Below are 17,703 nucleotides of genomic sequence, written 5' to 3'. Positions count from 1 at the left end.
CCAAGTGCCCCTTCTCGCCAGTTGGCGCCCCGGTTGGGGCGCCGCCCTCACGGCCTTTTTGGCGGGGGGGCTCTTGGCCCTGGCCTTTCCACCCCTGAACTGGTGGCCCCTTTGTCTGTTGGGGGTGGCTCCCTTCATCCTGCTGGCCCGGCGCCTGAGCCCCCGCCGCGCCCTGATCGCCGGATGGCTGGGCGGCATGGCCCTTTTCGCCGGGCTCATGTATTGGATCCTGGTGGTCATGACCCAATATGGCGGCCTCAATTGGGCCCTGGCCGGGGTCGCCCTTTTCTTTTTCGCCTTTTATCTGGGCTGCTACCTGGGCATCTTCTGCTGCGTGGTGAGCTTCCTGAACCGGGAGGGCATCAGGCCCCTGCTGGCGGCCCCCCTGGTCTGGGCCGGCCTGGAGTGGGTGCGCTCCTGGGCCGTCACCGGGGTGCCCTGGCTGCCTCTGGCCATGGGCCTGGACGGCAGCCTGCCCCTGATGCAGAGCGCCGAGCTGTGGAGCACCAACGGGCTGTGCCTGTTGGTGGTGCTGGTCAACGCCCTGGTGGCCGAGGCGGTCGTTTTTCCCCGTGAGGCCGCGCCGGCCTGGCGGCAGGGCTCGGCCCTGGCGGCGGCCCTGGTTTTGGTGGCGGGCGGCTGGTGGTGGGGCCAGGCGCGCCTGACCCAGGTGCGCGCCGCTTCCCAGGCCGCACCCACCCTGGCGGTTAGCGTGGTGCAGGGCGACGTGTCCCTGCCCATGCTCTGGCAGCGCGCGTTGCGCCCGGTGGTGATCGAGCGCCACGTAAAGGCCACCCAGCGCGCGGCGGCCACGGAGAAAAGGCGGCCCTGGCTGGTGGTCTGGCCCGAGTCGGCCGCGCCTTTTTATTTCATGCGCGACGCCCGGCCCAGCCAGCCGGTTTTGGAGCTGGCCAACCAGCTGGACGCCTACATCATGCTGGGCTCGTTGGGCGCGGTGGAGGTGGACGGTAAGTACAAGGTGAGTAACCGCGCCTGGCTGGTGAAGCCCACGGGGGACGCGGCGGAGTATTACGACAAGGTGCACCTGGTGCCCTTTGGCGAATACGTGCCTTGGAGCCAGATACTGTTTTTCGTGCGGGCCGTGGCCCAGATCGGCGACGATTTCGCGGTGGGCCGGCCGGGCAAGGTCCTGAACATGGGGCCGGTGGCGCTGGGGCCCCTGATTTGTTATGAATCCATATTCCCCGAGCTGGCTCGGGACATGCGCCTGGCCGGGGCTCGGTTGCTGGTGAACCAGACCAACGACGCCTGGTTCGGGCGCACCAGCGCGCCCTATGAGCACATGGCCCATCTGCGCTTCCGGGCCGTGGAAAACCGGCTGGCCTGCGCCCGGGCGGCCAACACCGGCGTCTCGGGTTTCGTGCTGCCCAGCGGTGAGATCATAAAGGCCACCGGCCTGTTCACCCCCGCGGTGGCCAGCGCCGATCTGCCACTTATGAACGAGGATACGTTTTACCTGCGCCACGGCGAAATCGTCGGGCCGGGAGCCCTGGGAGTCACCGTGCTCCTTATTTTCTGGGCGCTTTGGCGAGAGCGCAAACGAGAGGTATAGAAAATGTACGAGGAAATAAAGGAAAAGCTGGAGGAACTCAATTCCCGCCTGAATCTGCTCCGGGAGTATCTTTGACCCTGAGGCCAAAAAGACCCGCCTGGCCGAGCTGGACAAGCTCATGGCCAAGGACGGTTTTTGGGACGACCAGGAGGCGGCCAAGGAGGTGATGCAGGAGCGCTCCGGCTTGACCGAGAGCCTGGAGTCCCTGGAGGCCTTGACCGGCCAGGCAGAAGACGCCGAGGTGATGCTGGAGCTAAGCCAGGAGGAGCAGGACAAGGAGGCGGCCAAGGAAACGGCCGCCGGCCTGGAAGCTCTGGAGCGGGGGGTGGCCCGTCTGGAGGCCAAACGCCTGCTGGGCGAGCCCGACGACCACCGCTCGGCCATCCTGGCCATCAACGCCGGGGCCGGGGGCACCGACGCCCAGGATTGGGCCGACATGCTGCTTAGGCTCTACAGCCGCTTCGCCGAGCGCCAGGGCTTCGAAGTAAAGATGCTGGACTTGCAGGAGGGCGACGAGGCAGGCATCAAGAGCGTCACCCTGGAAGTCAACGGGCACCAGGCCTATGGCCTGATGAAGGGCGAGGCGGGCATTCATCGCCTGGTGCGCATCAGCCCCTTCGACGCCTCCCACCGCCGCCACACCGCTTTTGCCTCGGTGTCGGTTTCGCCCCAGGTGGACGACGACATCGAGATCGAGATCAACGAGAACGATCTGCGCATCGACACCTACCGGGCCTCCGGGGCGGGGGGGCAGCACGTCAACAAGACCTCCTCGGCGGTGCGCATCACCCACCTGCCCACCGGCACGGTGGTGCAGTGCCAAAACGAAAAAAGCCAGCACCGCAACCGCGACATGGCCATGAAGGTGCTGAGGGCCAGGCTATACGAACTGGAGTTGGCCAAACGCCAGGCCGAAAAGCAAGAGGCCTACGACAGCCAGCAGGAGATAGCCTGGGGCAGCCAGATCCGCTCCTACGTCTTGGCCCCTTACCGCCTGGTCAAGGACCACCGCACCGGGGTGGAAGTGGGCAACGTGGACGCGGTCTTGGACGGCGATCTGGAAGAATTCGTGCAGGGCTATCTGCTCTGGCGCTCCAGCTAGAACCTGGGCCACGAGGCTCGTCGCGCCGCTCCCTTCGGGGGGGGCGGCGTTTTTTATGCGTCGTATCTCAGCCTTCGGTGCGCTTGAGCTGCTTGGCGTAGTTGGCAATGCCCTCGGCGATGCCCTGGGCCAGCGCGTCGCGGTAGGAGTTGCGCTTGAGTAACTGGTATTCGGTGGGGTTGGTGATGAAGCCCACCTCCACCAGCACCGAGGGCATGCGCGCGCCGATGAGCACGTAGAAGGGGGCCTGTTTCACTTGCAGGTCATTTATCTTGGCCTGCTGCCTGGTTTCCTTGAGCAGCGAGCCGTGCACCGAGCGGGCCAGACGGTTGGACTCGTTGATCTTGGAGTTGAGCATCAGGTCGTTGAGGATGACCTGGAGATCGCTGATAGAGCGGGTGGTGGTGGCGTTTTCCCGCGCGGCCACCCGCATGGATTCCTCGTCCGAGGCCAGGTTCAGGAAATAGGTCTCCACTCCGTTGAGCCGGTGGCTGGCCGCCGCGTTGGCGTGAATGGACACGAAGATGTCCGCGTCCTTGGTGTTGGCAAAGGCGGTGCGTTCTTCCAGGGCCAAATAGGTGTCGTGGTCGCGGGTCAACAGCACCTCCACCCCCAGGAGCTTGTGCAGCTTTTGGGCCACCCGCTTGGCCACGTCCAGCACCAAATCCTTTTCCTGGATGCCCTTGTATTGGGCGCCGGGGTCCTTGCCGCCGTGCCCCGCGTCGATCACCACCCGCTTGACCCCCAGCCCCAGAGCCGTGGCCAGGCTAAGTTCCGGTGGTATGTCGTTGGCCTTGCCCCTGGGCACCCGCCGCTCCCGTTTTGCCTGGCGGGCGTGGGCCTTGGCTTGGGCCTGCTCTCCGAAACAGTCGACCACCACCCGGAAGGGGTCGTTCAGGGTGAAGACTTTGTAGCTGGCCAGGTGCTTGATATCCAGCACCAGGCGCACCGTGTCCGGGGTGTATTGACCGGCCCGGGCCGATTGCAACAGGCCGTCGCCGATGGGAACCCGGTCGTCGAATCCCTTGGGCAGGCGGGCCCCCTTGAGGTCCAGGTAGAGGCGGCGCGGCTTGTTGTGGTCCGGGTCGCGCTTGAGCAGGGCGCTGTTATAGGGCACCGGCCGCTCCAGGCCGATAACCACCCTGGTGTAGGAGGGGGTGGACCAGTGCTTCAGCCCATCCACCACGGCCAGAGCGGCGGAAGCCGAAGCGGCCGACGGCTTCTGAGCGGTGGTAACGGTCTTGGTCTCGGCCTTGGGCTCGGCCTGGGCCGGAGCCTTGGCGGCCGGAGCGCTTGAGGCTTGCTTCCCCTGCTGGCGGGCCAGCTGCTCCTCCAGGGTGTCCAGGCGCTTTTTGGCCCTGGGAGACATGTCCCCCTGGGGGTAGTTCATGGTGACCTTGAGGTATTCCAAGTAGGCCTGCTTGGGTTGGCCGGCTTCCTCGTAGAGCCCGGCCAGCATGATTTGGCCGTCATCGGCCAAGTTGGACTCCGGGAAGCGGTTGACCAGGCGGGTGAACAGGTCCACCGCCTGGTCGAAGTCCTCGCTACGCTTGAAGCGCCGCCAGGCCTGGGCGTGTACCCGGCCCATCCACAACAGGGCTCCCGCAGCCTGCGGGCCCCTGGGGTCGGCGGTGTAGACCCTGGCGAAGCGCTCGCCCAGGCTCTGCCAGTTCTGGTACACCCCCTGGGCCTTGGGATGCTCCATGAGCCAGCGGTAGTCGGCCCGCGCCTGGTCATAGACGGCCTGCGGGTCCTGGGCCACGGCATGACCCGCCGCCCCGGCCAACAGGGCCAGGCCCAAGAGCAGGGCGAAGAGCCTAGCCCAACTCATCTTGCATCTCGCTGAGCAGGTTGAGGGCCTGCAAGGGGGTGAGGCGCGAAAGGTCCAGCTCGGCCAGCTTCTTAAGGACCGGGTGGCCCTCGCCGCCAAACAGGGCCAGTTGGCCGCCCACGGCGGGCGGCGAGGGCGGGGCGGGCTCTTGTCGCGAGCCCTGCTCCAGGCGCTCCAATATCTGGCGGGCCCGCTCCAAGACCGGCTCGGGCAGCCCGGCCAGGCGGGCCACGGCCAGGCCGTAGGAGCGGCTCACCCCGCCGGGGGCCAGGCGGCGCAGGAACACGATGGAGCCCTGGTATTGTTTGACCGCCACGTTGAAGTTCTTGGCCCGGACATGGGTAGCGGCCAACTCGGTAAGCTCGTGGTAGTGGGTGGCGAACAGGGTCTTGACCCCCACGCCGTCCAGGTCGTGCAGGTGCTCGGCCACGGCCCAGGCCAGGGACAGGCCGTCAAAGGTGGAGGTGCCCCGGCCCACCTCGTCCAGAATTACCAGGGAGCGGGGGGTGGCCTGGGCCAGGATGTGGCTGGTCTCGGTCATCTCCACCATGAAGGTGGAACGCCCCCCGGCCAGGTCGTCCATGGCCCCCACCCGGGTGAACACGCGGTCCAGCAGGGGCAGCTGGGCCTGGGCGGCGGGCACGAAAGAGCCGGCCTGGGCCAACAGGCAGATCAGGGCCACCTGGCGCAGGATGGTGGACTTGCCGGCCATGTTGGGGCCGGTGATGATGAGCACCTGTTGGCTCTCGTCGTCCAGATGCACGTCGTTGGGCACGAACTCGCCCTCCTTGAGCATCTGCTCCACCACCGGATGGCGCCCCGCGCTGATGCTCAGCTCGCCGGCGGGGATCATGCGCGGCCGGGTGTAGTCGCGGCTCAAGGCCAGGCGGGCCAGCCCGGCCAGCACGTCTACCTCGGCCACGGCCCGGGCCGCCGCCACCAGGCGGTGTCCCTCGGCGGCCACCGCCGCGCGCAGCTCTTCGAACAGAAGCTTCTCCAGTTCCAGGGCCTTTTCCTCGGCCCCCAGCACGGCGGCTTCCTTTTCCTTGAGCTCCGGGGTGATGAAGCGCTCGGCGTTGGCCAGGGTCTGCTTGCGGATGAAGCTCTCGGGCACCTTTTCCAGGTGAGCCCTGGTCACCTCGATGTAATAGCCGAAGACCTTGTTGAAGCCCACCTTGAGCGAAGTGATGCCCGTGGAGACGCGCAACTCGGCCTGCAGGGCGGCGATCCAATCCTTGCCCGCGCCCTTGAGTTGGCGCAGCTCGTCCAGCTCCGGGCTGACCTCCGCGGCGATCACCCCGCCTTCGGCCAGGTTGACCGGCGGGCTGGGGGCCAAGGACTCGTAGAGCCGTTGGGCCAGGCCGCCCAGGCCGGACATCTGCTCCAGGCGCGAGGCCACCAGGGCCGACTGCAAGGGCTCCAGCATGCTCCGGAGGCCGGGCAGGGCCAACAGGGCCTCGCGCAGGGCGGCCAGGTCGCGCGGCGTGGCCTGGCCCAGGCTGGCCCGGCCCACCAGACGGGGCAGGTCGGGCAACTCGTTCAAGGAGGCGCGCAGGCTATCCAACAGCAGGGGGTCGTTTACGAACTCCTCCACCGCCTGGTGCCGGGCCTCGATGGCCTCCAGGGAGCGCAACGGAAAGGCCAGCCACTGCTTGAGCAAACGGCCCCCCATGGGCGTGGCGGTCTGGTCCACCGCGTGCAGCAGCGAGCCCTTGCGCCCGCCGCCGGCGATGGAACGGAACAGCTCCAGGTTGCGCTGGGCCGCCGCGTCCAGCACCAGGTGACTGGCCACCTGGTAAAGGCCCAGCCGCTCGATGTGCTCGGGGCTGGTGCGCTGGGTGCTAAGCACCGCCGACCAGGCCAGGGCCGCGGCTATCAGGGCCGGGTCGATGGCCTCGTCTTCTTCCTCGGGCAGGCGGCCCTCCAAGCTTTGGCGGGCCTGGGCCGGGGTGGGGGGGCGTCCGGCCACCAGGCTGCGGGGCAGCGAGGCTCCCCGAGCGCCCAGGTCGCCCAGGCCGGGGTGGGCTGCTTGGGTTTCGGCCAACACCAACTCGGCGGGCTCCAAGCGGGCCAGCTCGTCGGCCAGGGCCGGGCCGGGCAATAGGGTGGTGGCCAGAAACTCGCCGCTGGCCAGGTCCAGGCAGGCCAGGCCCAGGCTCTCGCGGGCAAAGTACAGGGCCGCCAGATAGCGGTGTTCCCTGGGCGGCAGGTGGTTGGGGTCGATGAACATGCCCGGGCTCACCACCCGGGTTATTTCGCGCTTGACCAGGCCCTTGGCCAGCTTGGGGTCCTCCACTTGGTCGCAGACGGCCACCTTGTAGCCCTCCTCGATCATCTTGGCCAGATAGGAGTCCACCGCCCGGTAGGGCACCCCGCACATGGGTATGGGGTCGGGATGGTTCTTGTCCCGGCTGGTCAGGGCGATGGAGAGCACCTTGGAGGCCACCGCCGCGTCCTCGAAGAACATCTCGTAGAAGTCGCCCATGCGGAAAAAGAGGATGCAGTCGGGGACCTGCTCCTTGAACTCGAAAAACTGTCGCAGCATGGGGGTGTCCCGGGGGGGACTGGTGGGCGCATTACTTTGGCGGCCAGGGCGGTTGCCGGAATCGGGCTGGGCGGCGCGGCTCATGGTTGGCGGAGAACCACTCCCTGTGGGGTTTACGAGGGCAAACTACCGTTTAACATAGCAGAAAAGCCTATCGTCCGCCAGGAAACCCTAGCGCGCCCGAGGGAGCATGCTGTCCCATTGGTGGCAGCGAGGGCATTTCCAGGTGAGTTGGTGGGATACGAAACCGCATTGGCCGCACTGGTAGCGGGCCCAATCCCCTTCGATCTCCGAGAGCAGCTCGCCGTAGGCCTCCAAGGCCCGTCCTCGATCGCCGTCCTTGATGAGCACCTGGCCGCGCATGCGGTGCACGTCCAGCAGATGGGGCGCGCGCTTCACGGCCTTGTCCAGTATTTCCAGGGCCTTTTCGGTCTCGTTATGCTGGTTGTAGTGCTGGGCCAAGGACATCAAGGTGGGCACCTCGGCGGTCTCCGGGTCGATCTCGGCATAGAAGCCATCCGCCGCCTTGGCTCCCAATTCCTCCTCGGCCGAGTTCACCCGGTTGATTACCAGGTGGGCGAACTGGGGGGAGAGCTTCACGGCCTTCTTCCACACGCCCAAGGCGCGGCGGGCCCGCCCCCGGGCCAACTCCAGGTCTCCCAGGTGCAGGTAGGCGTCCAAGCAGTTCTTGTACACGCTTATGGCCTGGCCAAAGGAGTCCTCGGCCCGTTCCAGTTGGCCGGAGGCCATCAGCTCCTTGCCCCGCTCGGTCTTGTAGTGGGCCAGCACCGGGCGGCTGTCGCTCTTGGTCAGCCGGTCTAGGCGCTTGCGGGCCTCAAACGCCGCTTCCCAATCGCGCATCTCTTCGTAGAGCGTGGCCGTCTGGCGCGCCGCCTCCACGTGGTGGGAGTCTTTGCTCAGCACCTCGTCAAAGGCCTCGGCCGCCCGGTTGAACAGACCGCCCTTCTTGTAGTCCAGGCCCAGGTCGTACACCGCCTGCAAGTGGGACTTCTGGTCCAGGTTGGGCCTGGCGATGATGGACTGGCGGATACGCACCGCCCGCTCGATCTCGCCCTTTTGCCGGAAGAGGTTGCCCAGCACCACGTAGGTCTCCACCGTGTCGGAGTTCAGGGTGACCGCCTTGGTGAACTCCTCGATGGCCTGGTCGGTGTGGTCGGCCATGAGGTGGCTGATGCCGCGCATGAAGGCGTCGTCGCTGGCGCTACGCTCCTGGCTCTTGACCTTGGCCGCCGCCGCCGAAGTCCGGCTGGAGCGCGCCAACAGCCAGCCCAACAGCCAGCCCAACAGCAACAGGATCACCCCGGCCAAGAGACCGGCCGTGGTCAGGGTGTGGCTCTGCCAACTGAGAATTACGGTGTCCATACCTTACCGCTTGTCCTTGTCGGCGCTCTGGCCGTTTCCCTGGGGAGCGTCCTCCAGCATTTCCAGGGAGGCCGGAGCGTCCCCCTCGCTGGCGGCCTCTCCCGCGCTGAAGGTTTCATTGGACAGGTCGGTGGTGCCCGCCACCATGGGTTCGCCGGTGACCGGCAGGTTGCGCAGGCTGCTCAGCTCCTTGCGCAGTTCCTCGGTTTTCTTGACTTGGGCCTTCACCTGGCGGCGCAGGCGCCAGCGCTCGTTGATGCCCACTAGGCTGGCGGCCAACAGCCCCACGAAGAAAGCCAACAGGATCACCAGATAGGTGGGGTAGGGAGTGGACTCCCAGTTGACGAACAGCAGGTTGAGTCGTATGCCCAGAGGGTGGCTCAGGGGGGTGATGTTTTGGATCATGAAGATGATGGAGAGCGCCACCACCGCCGAGATAACGATCACCTTGATATAGCCCATGGTCAACCTTTCACTGCAAGTCAACGAAGAAGGGTTTGAGCTTTTCGTAGGTAGCCTGGATGTGCTCGGGAATCACCCTGACCTCGCCGAAGAGAGTCATGAAGTTGGTATCGCCGCCCCAGCGGGGCACCACGTGAAAATGCATATGCTCTTCAATGCCCGCCCCGGCCACCCGGCCCAGGTTGAGCCCCACGTTGAAGCCCTCGGGGTTCATCACCTTTTTCAGCGCATGGGTGGCCCGGCGCACCGTGGCCAGCAGGTCGGCCATTTCCTCGCCGCTCAGTTGGTCCAGGTTGGGCAGGTGCCTTTTGGGGGCCACCAGCAGGTGGCCGTTGTTATAGGGGTACTTGTTCATCATGACCAGGCTGAGGCGACCCACTCCCAAAACCAAGCCGTCGGCCCCCTTGCCGTCCGTGGCCATGCAAAAAATGCAACCATCGGGCTTTTCTTCTTCCAGAATATAACTCATGCGCCAGGGGGCCCAGAGATTTTCCATTACTTGCTCCTATAACTTCAGCACTCGTCCGGTAATCTTGCGGCCCAATTCCAAGATACCCAAAGTGCCGCTCCCCAGGAACCCCTTGGCATAGGAACCTGGGTTAAATAATAGTATATCCTCTTTGACCAAGTTGGTGGGGCGGTGAGAATGTCCGAACACCACCGCGTCCACTCCCTCGAATTCCCTGGCCACCCTTCCGGCCAGGCCCATGGGCGGGCCCCAGCCGTGGATGAGGCCTATTTTGAAGCCTCCGGCGCTGACCAAGCGCTTGTCCGGCAGGTTGGCCCTTACCGCGGGTCCGTCCATGTTGCCGGCCACCGCGATCACCTCCGGGGCCTGAAGGGCGTCCAAGACCAGCAGGCTGGTCAGGTCTCCGGCGTGCAGGATGATATCCACCCCGGCGAAGGCCCGGGCCGCCTGCTCGGCCAGGCCCTGGTCGAAATCGTTCAGGTGCGTATCGGAGATGACGCCGATGCGTATCATCCTTGGGCTCCCTGCTCCAGGGGAACCAGCTCCATGTCGCCCCAGGCGGCCAGCTTGCGGCCCAGCACGATCAGCGCTCCCCGCACCCCGGGCACTGCGCCCACCCAATCCAAAGCCGCCTGCAAGTCGGCGGTGCTTTTCACCCGGTTGCCCAAGGCGGTGGCCACCGCGTCGGCCAGGGCGCCGTCCGTTGCCTTGACCGTGGCCGCGTCGGCCCGCCCCAGAGACAGCGAATGGCCCACCGTGCCAGAGCTGGTGCCTAGGCACAAGGGCATGTCCTGGGGCGCGATGCTGATGCCCAGGCGGCCGGAAATGGGCGAATCGCCCGCTTCCAGCCCCACGGTCACCTCGCGCGGCGATTCCAGGTAGATGTCCCCGCCGTTTTCCACCATCACCTCGCCGCCGGCCAGGGGGGAGAGGTCGCGGCCCACCGCCTGGGCGATGGCCCCGGCCACCGCCGCCATGGGCCCGGTGCCCGCCGCTTGGCCCGCGGCCAGCATGGCCTTGACCAGCGGCGGCGCCCAGGGATCGGCGGGCAGGGGCTTGAGCGAGGTGAGAAAGCCGGGATTACGGCTGACGTAGTCTTCCAGTCCCCGGCGGTGGGCGAGGATGGATTCCACGGCCTGAGCGCTCAGATTCTCAGGCGCGGTAATCCACAGGTCGGTTTCCTTGACTCTGGCGGTAAAGGAAATCAGCCCTCGTCCCCGGCACTTGAGCCGGTATCGTCTTTCCTGGTAAACGCCCACTCACCCAACCCTCGGCCCCACGGTTTCCCAAAGACGGTTTTTTGCTTATAGACCAGCCGGGAGCCGAAGTCAACGGAAGGGCCGGAGAGCCGCGCTGGGATTTAATCTTGATTCCGGCAAGGCCGCCCTGGACGCGTTTTCTTGACTTATTATGTATTGTTGGCTATGTAGAGATGGATCAGGCGCGAAAGGAAAGGCATGAACAGCCGCCGTTTGGCCCGGCTAATGGACATTATCTGCGACATCAAGGCCCACCCTCGCCGCAACCCGGACGAGATGTGCGAGCGTTTGCAGATATCCCGCCGCCAGTTTTACAAGGACCGGGACGAACTGTTGGCCATGGGTTTCGGCTTCCACTACTCCCGCGGCCGGGGCGGTTTCGTCCTGGACAAAGAGTTGACCTTCAACGTCAACGGGCTTAGCCTGGCGGAACTTTTTGCTCTGATCCTGGCGGTGCGCGAGCTCACCCGCCTGAGCGACTACTCCCTGGCCATGGGAGCCCTCAGCGGTTTGCGCACCCTGGTGGGCCAGTTGCCCTCCGCGGTGCGCCCCTGGTTTACCGAGGCGGTGGACGGGGTGGTGGTGGCCGATGGTTTTGGCTGCGACCCCCAGGCGCTGAGCGACCTGGAGGAGGCCATCACCGGGGAGTGGCCGGTGGTGCTGGTGGTGGACCAGGGCCAGAGCGAGGATAGATTGAACGTGGAGCCCAAACAGATCTATTTGCGCGAGGGTTCCCTGTTTTTAGAGGCGAGTGGGGACAAGTTGGGCGAATCCGGCCTGGTGGCCCTGTCCAGGGTGCACCGGGTAATTGCCACGCCCATATTCAAAAACCGCGGGCGGTGAGAGGGAGCCGGACGCAAACCTAAAAGATTGGACCGGCCAACCGGTCGCCGGCGGGGATAGCTCCCCGACCGGGGAGGGAATTCATGCGAGAGGTGGTAATCACCAGCGCGGTGCGCACGGCCGTAGGCTCTTTTCTTGGCGGGCTTTCCAGCCTGAGCGCCACCGAACTTGGCGCGGCGATCATAACCGAGGCCATGGTCCGCTGCGGCCTAGCGGGCGAGCAGGTGGACGAGGTGATCATGGGCTGCGTGCTGCCCGCCGGGCTGGGACAAAACCCGGCCCGCCAAGCGGCGCTCAAGGCGGGGCTGCCCTTTGAGGTGGGCTGCATCACCGTGAACAAGGTCTGCGGTTCGGGGCTCAAGGCGGTGATGCTGGCCGCCCAGGCGGTAGCCTGCGGCGACGCGGACGTGGTGGTGGCCGGAGGCATGGAGAGCATGTCCAACGCCCCCTACCTATTGCCCAAGGCCCGCACCGGCATGCGCATGGGCGACGCCAAGGCCGTTGACTCGATGGTGCATGACGGCCTTTGGGATCACATCAACGACTTCCACATGGGCATGAGCGCCGAGCTGTGCGCCGATAAATACGGGGTTAGTCGGGCCGACCAGGACCGGTTCGCCTTCGAGTCCTACACCAAGAGCCTCCAGGCGGCCGACGAGGGCCGCTTTGACAGCCAGATCATGCCGGTCAGCATACCCCAGCGCAAGGGCGAGCCCAAGGTGGTGGCCCGCGACGAGGGGCTCATGCCCCCCAACCTGGACAAGCTGGGCAGCCTCAGAGCGGTGTTCAAGAAAGACGGCAGCGTGACCGCGGGCAACGCCTCCAGCCTCAACGACGGCGCGGCGGCGGTGGTGGTCATGGCCGCCGACAAGGCCCGGGAGCTGGGCATCGCCCCCATGGTCCGGGTGGGGGCCCAGGGCGCGGCGGGCATCGACCCCAAGTACGTGTTGGTGGCGCCCATCTACTCCATCCCCAAGGTGGCGGCCAAGCAGGGCATCGACCCCAAGGACATCGAGTTGATGGAGGTCAACGAGGCCTTCGCCTCCAGCTCGCTGGCGGTGGAGCGCACCTTGGGCCTGGACCCCAAGCGCATCAACATCTACGGCGGGGCCCTGTCCATCGGCCACCCCATCGGAGCCTCGGGGGCGCGGGTGTTGACCACGCTGATCTACGCCATGAAGGACGTGGGTGCGGCCAACGGCATGGCCAGCCTGTGCCTGGGCGGCGGCGAGGCGGTCAGCCTCATAGTGGAGAACTTATAAGCAGCCCGTAGGGCATCGATTTTTCGCATCGATTTTTGGCAGCAACACAAGGAGTTTCTAGAAATGACTGAAGCGGTTATCGTAGGCGCGGCGCGCACGGCGGTTGGCAAATTCGGCGGTATGTACACCAACGTGTCGGCGGTGGATTTGGGTGTTACGGCGGCCAAGGCCACCCTGGAGCGCGCCGGGGTGGACCCCAGCCAGGTGGATGAAGTCATCCTGGGCAACGTGCTGGGCGCCGGCCTGGGCCAAAACGTGGCCCGTCAGGTGCAACTGGGCGCGGGCATGCCCGTGGAGTCCAACGCCTTCACCATCAACAAGGTCTGCGCCTCGGGCCTCAAGAGCGTCATGCTGGCCGCCCAGGCCGTCAAGTGCGGCGACAGCCGCGTGGTCTTGGCCGGTGGCACCGAGAACATGACCCAGGCCCCCTATCTTCTGCCCAAGGCCCGCTGGGGCATGCGCATGGGCGACGGCAAGGTCATCGATTCCATGGTGCACGACGGCCTGTTCGACATCTTCAACAAGTACCACATGGGCATCACCGCCGAAAACGTGGCCGAGCGCTACAACATCACCCGCGAAGAGCAGGACCAGTTGGCCGTGACCAGCCAGCAGCGGGCCGAGGCGGCCATCACCTCCGGGCGCTTCAAAAACGAGATCGTGCCGGTGCTGATTCCCCAGCGCAAGGGCGACCCCAAGGTGGCCGACACCGACGAGCACCCCCGTTTCGGCGCCACCATGGAGGCCATGGCCAAGCTGGCTCCGGCCTTCAAAAAGGACGGCACCGTGACCGCGGGCAACGCCTCGGGCATCAACGACAGCGCGGCCTGCGTGCTGGTGACCAGCAAAGAGACCGCCCAGGAGATGGGGCTCAACGTGCTGGCCACCATCAAGAGCTACGGCTGGGGCGGCGTGGACCCCGCCTACATGGGCATCGGCCCCATCGCCGCCACCCGGGCGGCCTTGGCCAAGTTCGACGGCAAGGTGGAGGACATCGAGCTCATCGAGGCCAACGAGGCTTTTGCCACCCAGGCCCTGGCGGTGATCAAGGATCTGGGCTTCGATCCGTCCATCGTCAACGTCAACGGCGGGGCCATCGCCCTGGGTCACCCCATCGGCGCTTCCGGCTGCCGCATCCTGGTGACCTTGCTCTACGAGATGATGAAGCGAGACAGCAAGCTGGGCCTGGCCACCCTTTGCATCGGCGGCGGCCAAGGTGCGGCACTGGTGCTCGAGAGGTAAACTTGCTCCATGTTGCAGGGTGATTAGGAGGGGAGACATCACAGATGGCATACGAAACGATACTGTTTGAGACCACAGGTTCCGTGGCGGTGATAACCATCAACCGGCCCAAGGCCATGAACGCCTTGAGCCCGGTGGTGATCGGCGAGATAGACCAGGCCATCGCGGCCGTCAAGGCCGACGACGCCATCGGCGCGGTGATCCTCACCGGCGCCGGCGACAAGGCCTTTGTGGCCGGCGCGGATATCGCGGCCATGAGCAAGATGAACCCCCTGGAGGGCCGGGCTTTTTCCCGCGCCGGCCAGGAGGTGCTGTTCAACATGGAGCAGCTGCCCAAACCCATCATCGCCGCGGTAAACGGCTTTGCCCTGGGTGGAGGCTGCGAGATAGCCATGGCCTGCGATTTCATCTACGCGGCCGAAAACGCCAAGTTCGGCCAGCCGGAGATCAACCTGGGTATCATCCCCGGCTTCGGCGGCACCCAGCGGCTCAGCCGCCTGGTGGGCAAAAACTGGGCCAAGGAGCTTTGCCTCACCGGCGCGCTGATCAGCGCCGAGGAGGCCAAGGCCATCGGCCTGGTGAATCGGGTCTTCCCGGCCGGCGAGCTGATGGACGCGGCCATGAAGACCGCCAAGGGCATGGCCGCCAAGGGCAAGGTCTCCACCAGGGCCATCAAGGAACTGATCAACAGCGGCTATGACATGCCGCTGGAGAGGGCCATTCCCATGGAGTCGGAGTGCTTCGCCACTTGTTTCGCCAGCCCCGACCAGGCCGAAGGCATGGGAGCGTTTCTGGAAAAGCGCAAGGCAGAGTTCAAGGGGGGACTGGACAAGTAGAGGTAAGTAGGAAACTAGGTGTTTGCTCTTTAAAAACTTCACGCGCCCGCACGCGCACTTTCGAGAGGAAGTGGACTGATGAACTTCGCACTGACCGAAGAGCAACAGATGGTAAAGGAAACCGCGGCCCGTTTTGCCGACGAGGTGCTCAAGCCTCAGGCCGCGCATTTTGACGAGACCCATGAACACCCCATGGAGTCCTGCCGCGCCTTGGGCGAGCTGGGCTTCATGGGCATCGCCATGCCCGAGGAGTACGGCGGAGCCGGGTTGGATTACATCTCCTACGTGTTGGCCCTGAGCGAGATAAGCCGGGGCGACGCCAGTGTGGGGGTGATCATGAGCGTCAACAACTCGCTCTATTGCTTCCCGGTTAACGCCTTTGGCACCGACGAGCAGAAAAAGGCCTTCCTCACTCCGGTGGCCAGCGGCCAGGTGGAGGGATGCTTCGGCCTGACCGAGGCCGGGGCGGGCAGCGACCCGGCGGCCATGCGCACCACCGCCGTCCTCGACGACGACGAGTGGGTGCTTAACGGTGAGAAGAAATTCATCACCAACGGCAACGTGGCCCGCTACGCGGTGATCGCGGCGGTTACCGACAAGGCCGCGGGCTACAAGGGCACCAGCAGCTTTGTGGTGGATCTCGAAAACACCAAGGGCTTCTCCGTGGGCCGGGTGGAGGACAAGCTGGGCATCTGCGCCAGCGGCACCGCCGAGATGGTCTTCGAGGACGCCCGCATTCCCAAGGGCAACCTCTTGGGCAACCCCGGCGACGGCCTCAAGCAGATGCTCACCACCCTGGACAGCGGACGCATCGGCATCGGCTCCCAGGCGTTGGGCATCGGCCGGGCGGTGTTGGAAGAGGCGGTGCAATACGCCGGCGAGCGCGAGCAGTTTGGCCGGCCCATCTCCGCCTTCCAGGCCATCCAGTGGAAGCTGGCCGACATGGCCGCGGCCCTGGACGCGGCCGAGCTTTTGCTGCTGCGCGCCGCCTGGATGGAAGACCAGCACAAGCACTTTGAGAAGCAGGCGGCCATGGCCAAGATGTTCGCCAGCGACGCGGCCATGAACGCCGCCATCGAGGGCGTGCAGATTCTGGGCGGCTACGGGTATTGCAAGGAATACCCCATGGAGCGCCACATGCGCGATGCCAAGATCACCCAGATCTACGAAGGCACCAACGAGATCATGCGCCTGGTGATCGCCAAGAACCTCATGAAAGGCAAGTAAAGTCTGAGCGACAAGGGCCCGGCCGCCGCCGGGCCCTTGTTTTTGCCTCGCCTGTTTTTGCCGCAGTTTTTTTGGGCGACGCTGGATGGTCGCCGAAACAGGGGGCCATTTCGCTTTGATGACGCCACAAGAAAGAGCCCAAAAGGTCATGGCGGGGGACATCCGGACCGTGGCCCGCCTGATGCGCGATATCGACGACAACGAGCCGGGCTGGCAGGATGTCCTGAAGCTGCTCTACGCCGAGGCCCGACGGGCCCGGGTCATAGGCCTCACCGGATCGCCGGGGGTGGGCAAGTCCACGCTCACCGACGCCCTGGTGGAGCGGCTGCGCGCCCGGGGCCTCACCGTGGGGGTGGTGGCGGTGGACCCCACCAGCCCCTTTTCCGGCGGAGCCATCCTGGGCGACCGCATCCGCATGCAGCGCCACGCCACCGACGAGGGCGTCTTCATCCGCTCGCTGGCCACCCGAGGGCACTTCGGTGGGCTCACCGCCTCGGCCCGCGGCGTGGTCACGGTGATGGAGGCCATGGGCCTGGACGTGGTGCTGGTGGAGACGGTGGGAGTGGGCCAGGACGAGGTGGAGATCGTGCGCATGGCCGACACCACCGTGGTGGTCACCGTGCCCGGCATGGGCGACGACATCCAGGCCATCAAGGCGGGCATCTTGGAGGCCGGGGATATCTTCGTGGTCAACAAGGCCGACCGCGAGGGGACGGCGCGCACCATCAACGAACTGAAGGGCATGCTCAACCTGAGCGGCGACCACAACCGCCGGGCCGGCTGGGAGCCGCCGGTGCTGGCCACCAGCGCGGTTGACGGCACCGGCCTGGACGAGTTGGTGGCCACCCTGGAGCAACACTACGGGCTGCTCACGGCCGAGGGCGGCAAGATGTTGGCCGAGCGGCGCCGGGAGGGCCTCAAGCGGGAGATATTGGAGCTGGTGCAGGCCGGCCTGATGCGGCGTCTGCTGGTGCGCCTGGAAGAGGGCGGGGGCTTGACCCCGGTGGTGGAAAAGGTGCTTGAGGGCCGTGAAGACCCCTACACCGCCAGCGAAAAACTATTGTCGTCGGTTCTGGGCGCCTAAGCCCGAATAAGGAGGAGCCATGGCACGCAAGGTGAAACCCCAGTCCCTGGGCCAGCGCATCAGGCGCCTGCGGGAGCGCCAGGAGATGAGCCTGGAGACCGTGGCCAACATGACCGGCCAGTCTCTGGAGAACCTGGCGCTGATCGAAAAAGACGAGATGATCCCCCCGGTGGCCCTGTTGCTCACCCTGTCGCGCGCCTTGGAGGTGGACAGCGGCGAGCTGCTCAAGGACGAGGACGAGGCCGAGGCCGCCGAGCGCCGGGTGGAGGCGGTAAAGAAACGCACCGACCATTACTCCTACCGGGTGCTCACCCCCGAGGCGGGCCACCGCCACCTCAAGGGCTTTTTGGTGACCATCGACCCCACCAGCGATCTGGAGGGGGCGGGTTATCAGCACGAAGGCGAGGAGTTCGTCTACGTGCTCAAGGGAGAGGCCGAGGTCAAGGTGGGCCAGAACCTCAACCAGCTGAAAACCGGCGACAGCCTGCATTTCAATTCCAACCTGGTGCACACCCTGCGCAACCCCGGAGAAGAGACCGCCGAGCTTTTGGTCGTTTTGTTTACGCCGTAAAATCCGGAGGGGGA

16 protein-coding genes are annotated in these 17,703 nt (G+C 65.6%); 9 read left to right on the top strand and 7 right to left on the bottom strand.

The features are described 5' to 3' along the window. The first annotated feature begins 4 nt into the window (after nucleotides 1–4). Together lnt and prfB are read left to right on the top strand one after the other, a co-directional pair. Complete coding sequence (lnt, locus tag AACH32_RS12545; RefSeq protein WP_338599922.1) at nucleotides 5–1,573, top strand: apolipoprotein N-acyltransferase; 1,569 nt, start codon at nucleotides 5–7, stop codon at nucleotides 1,571–1,573. Nucleotides 1,574–1,576: 3 nt separating this feature from the next. Continuing rightward, a protein-coding gene (gene prfB, locus AACH32_RS12540) for a peptide chain release factor 2 (protein WP_434062342.1) occupies nucleotides 1,577–2,675 on the top strand; the annotation gives its coding sequence in 2 pieces (ribosomal slippage) (nucleotides 1,577–1,636 and nucleotides 1,638–2,675; 1,098 coding nt in all). Between the two features lie 67 nt (nucleotides 2,676–2,742). Here the strand turns inward: prfB and AACH32_RS12535 are convergent. The 7 genes from AACH32_RS12535 to AACH32_RS12505 form a co-directional block, all read right to left on the bottom strand. After that, entirely contained in the window at nucleotides 2,743–4,506 is a 1,764-nt protein-coding gene (locus AACH32_RS12535; protein ID WP_338599917.1) for an N-acetylmuramoyl-L-alanine amidase, read from the bottom strand. After that, nucleotides 4,493–7,051 (bottom strand): DNA mismatch repair protein MutS, encoded by a 2,559-nt coding sequence (mutS, locus tag AACH32_RS12530; protein ID WP_338599914.1) that lies wholly within the window; start codon nucleotides 7,049–7,051, stop codon nucleotides 4,493–4,495. The genes AACH32_RS12535 and mutS overlap by 14 nt, the downstream gene beginning before the upstream one ends. A 171-nt stretch (nucleotides 7,052–7,222) precedes the next feature. Beyond that, nucleotides 7,223–8,434, bottom strand: a complete 1,212-nt coding sequence (locus AACH32_RS12525) for a tetratricopeptide repeat protein (protein ID WP_338599912.1) — start codon at nucleotides 8,432–8,434, stop codon at nucleotides 7,223–7,225. Nucleotides 8,435–8,437: 3 nt separating this feature from the next. Beyond that, nucleotides 8,438–8,896, bottom strand: coding sequence for a LapA family protein (locus AACH32_RS12520; RefSeq protein WP_338599909.1), 459 nt, complete (start codon nucleotides 8,894–8,896; stop codon nucleotides 8,438–8,440). A 10-nt stretch (nucleotides 8,897–8,906) separates the two neighbouring features. Continuing rightward, nucleotides 8,907–9,392: an HIT family protein gene (locus AACH32_RS12515; protein WP_338599906.1), complete on the bottom strand. Its 486-nt coding sequence runs from the start codon at nucleotides 9,390–9,392 to the stop codon at nucleotides 8,907–8,909. Between the two features lie 9 nt (nucleotides 9,393–9,401). Further along, on the bottom strand, nucleotides 9,402–9,878 hold the full coding sequence (locus AACH32_RS12510; RefSeq protein ID WP_338599904.1) for a metallophosphoesterase family protein: 477 nt from the start codon (nucleotides 9,876–9,878) through the stop codon (nucleotides 9,402–9,404). After that, nucleotides 9,875–10,624 carry a UPF0280 family protein gene (locus tag AACH32_RS12505; RefSeq protein WP_338599902.1) on the bottom strand — a complete coding sequence of 250 codons (750 nt, stop codon included), beginning with the start codon at nucleotides 10,622–10,624 and terminating at the stop codon, nucleotides 9,875–9,877. The genes AACH32_RS12510 and AACH32_RS12505 overlap by 4 nt, the downstream gene beginning before the upstream one ends. A 198-nt stretch (nucleotides 10,625–10,822) precedes the next feature. On the opposite strand from AACH32_RS12505, the gene AACH32_RS12500 reads away from it, so the two are divergent. From AACH32_RS12500 to AACH32_RS12470, 7 genes are all read left to right on the top strand, one after another. Further along, complete coding sequence (locus AACH32_RS12500; protein ID WP_338599900.1) at nucleotides 10,823–11,467, top strand: helix-turn-helix transcriptional regulator; 645 nt, start codon at nucleotides 10,823–10,825, stop codon at nucleotides 11,465–11,467. Nucleotides 11,468–11,550: 83 nt separating this feature from the next. Further along, entirely contained in the window at nucleotides 11,551–12,729 is a 1,179-nt protein-coding gene (locus AACH32_RS12495; RefSeq protein ID WP_338599898.1) for an acetyl-CoA C-acetyltransferase, read from the top strand. Between the two features lie 63 nt (nucleotides 12,730–12,792). Then, nucleotides 12,793–13,971 carry an acetyl-CoA C-acetyltransferase gene (locus AACH32_RS12490; protein WP_338599896.1) on the top strand — a complete coding sequence of 393 codons (1,179 nt, stop codon included), beginning with the start codon at nucleotides 12,793–12,795 and terminating at the stop codon, nucleotides 13,969–13,971. Between the two features lie 44 nt (nucleotides 13,972–14,015). Continuing rightward, complete coding sequence (locus AACH32_RS12485; protein ID WP_338599894.1) at nucleotides 14,016–14,807, top strand: enoyl-CoA hydratase/isomerase family protein; 792 nt, start codon at nucleotides 14,016–14,018, stop codon at nucleotides 14,805–14,807. A gap of 78 nt (nucleotides 14,808–14,885) precedes the next feature. Continuing rightward, nucleotides 14,886–16,034 (top strand): acyl-CoA dehydrogenase family protein, encoded by a 1,149-nt coding sequence (locus tag AACH32_RS12480; protein ID WP_338599892.1) that lies wholly within the window; start codon nucleotides 14,886–14,888, stop codon nucleotides 16,032–16,034. Between the two features lie 118 nt (nucleotides 16,035–16,152). Further along, entirely contained in the window at nucleotides 16,153–17,118 is a 966-nt protein-coding gene (gene meaB / locus AACH32_RS12475; RefSeq protein WP_338599890.1) for a methylmalonyl Co-A mutase-associated GTPase MeaB, read from the top strand. 19 nt (nucleotides 17,119–17,137) lie between these two features. After that, nucleotides 17,138–17,689 (top strand): helix-turn-helix domain-containing protein, encoded by a 552-nt coding sequence (locus AACH32_RS12470; RefSeq protein WP_338599889.1) that lies wholly within the window; start codon nucleotides 17,138–17,140, stop codon nucleotides 17,687–17,689. Nucleotides 17,690–17,703 lie beyond the last annotated feature (14 nt).

The organism is Desulfoferula mesophila (assembly GCF_037076455.1).
GTDB lineage: Bacteria > Desulfobacterota > Desulfarculia > Desulfarculales > Desulfarculaceae > Desulfoferula > Desulfoferula mesophila.
Note: the sequence above shows the minus strand (reverse complement) of the source record. Positions and strands in the feature narration are given on the sequence as shown.

What these genes read in the sequence shown, in the direction of transcription:
- meaB (WP_338599890.1), top strand. Translation starts at nt 16,153, where the DNA reads ATGACGCCACAAGAAAGAGCCCAAAAGGTCATGGCGGGGGACATCCGG.
- AACH32_RS12525 (WP_338599912.1), bottom strand. Translation starts at nt 8,434, where the DNA reads ATGGACACCGTAATTCTCAGTTGGCAGAGCCACACCCTGACCACGGCC.
- AACH32_RS12480 (WP_338599892.1), top strand. Translation starts at nt 14,886, where the DNA reads ATGAACTTCGCACTGACCGAAGAGCAACAGATGGTAAAGGAAACCGCG.
- AACH32_RS12520 (WP_338599909.1), bottom strand. Translation starts at nt 8,896, where the DNA reads ATGGGCTATATCAAGGTGATCGTTATCTCGGCGGTGGTGGCGCTCTCC.
- AACH32_RS12500 (WP_338599900.1), top strand. Translation starts at nt 10,823, where the DNA reads ATGAACAGCCGCCGTTTGGCCCGGCTAATGGACATTATCTGCGACATC.
- AACH32_RS12470 (WP_338599889.1), top strand. Translation starts at nt 17,138, where the DNA reads ATGGCACGCAAGGTGAAACCCCAGTCCCTGGGCCAGCGCATCAGGCGC.
- AACH32_RS12495 (WP_338599898.1), top strand. Translation starts at nt 11,551, where the DNA reads ATGCGAGAGGTGGTAATCACCAGCGCGGTGCGCACGGCCGTAGGCTCT.
- AACH32_RS12535 (WP_338599917.1), bottom strand. Translation starts at nt 4,506, where the DNA reads ATGAGTTGGGCTAGGCTCTTCGCCCTGCTCTTGGGCCTGGCCCTGTTG.
- AACH32_RS12515 (WP_338599906.1), bottom strand. Translation starts at nt 9,392, where the DNA reads ATGGAAAATCTCTGGGCCCCCTGGCGCATGAGTTATATTCTGGAAGAA.
- mutS (WP_338599914.1), bottom strand. Translation starts at nt 7,051, where the DNA reads ATGCTGCGACAGTTTTTCGAGTTCAAGGAGCAGGTCCCCGACTGCATC.
- AACH32_RS12485 (WP_338599894.1), top strand. Translation starts at nt 14,016, where the DNA reads ATGGCATACGAAACGATACTGTTTGAGACCACAGGTTCCGTGGCGGTG.
- AACH32_RS12510 (WP_338599904.1), bottom strand. Translation starts at nt 9,878, where the DNA reads ATGATACGCATCGGCGTCATCTCCGATACGCACCTGAACGATTTCGAC.
- AACH32_RS12490 (WP_338599896.1), top strand. Translation starts at nt 12,793, where the DNA reads ATGACTGAAGCGGTTATCGTAGGCGCGGCGCGCACGGCGGTTGGCAAA.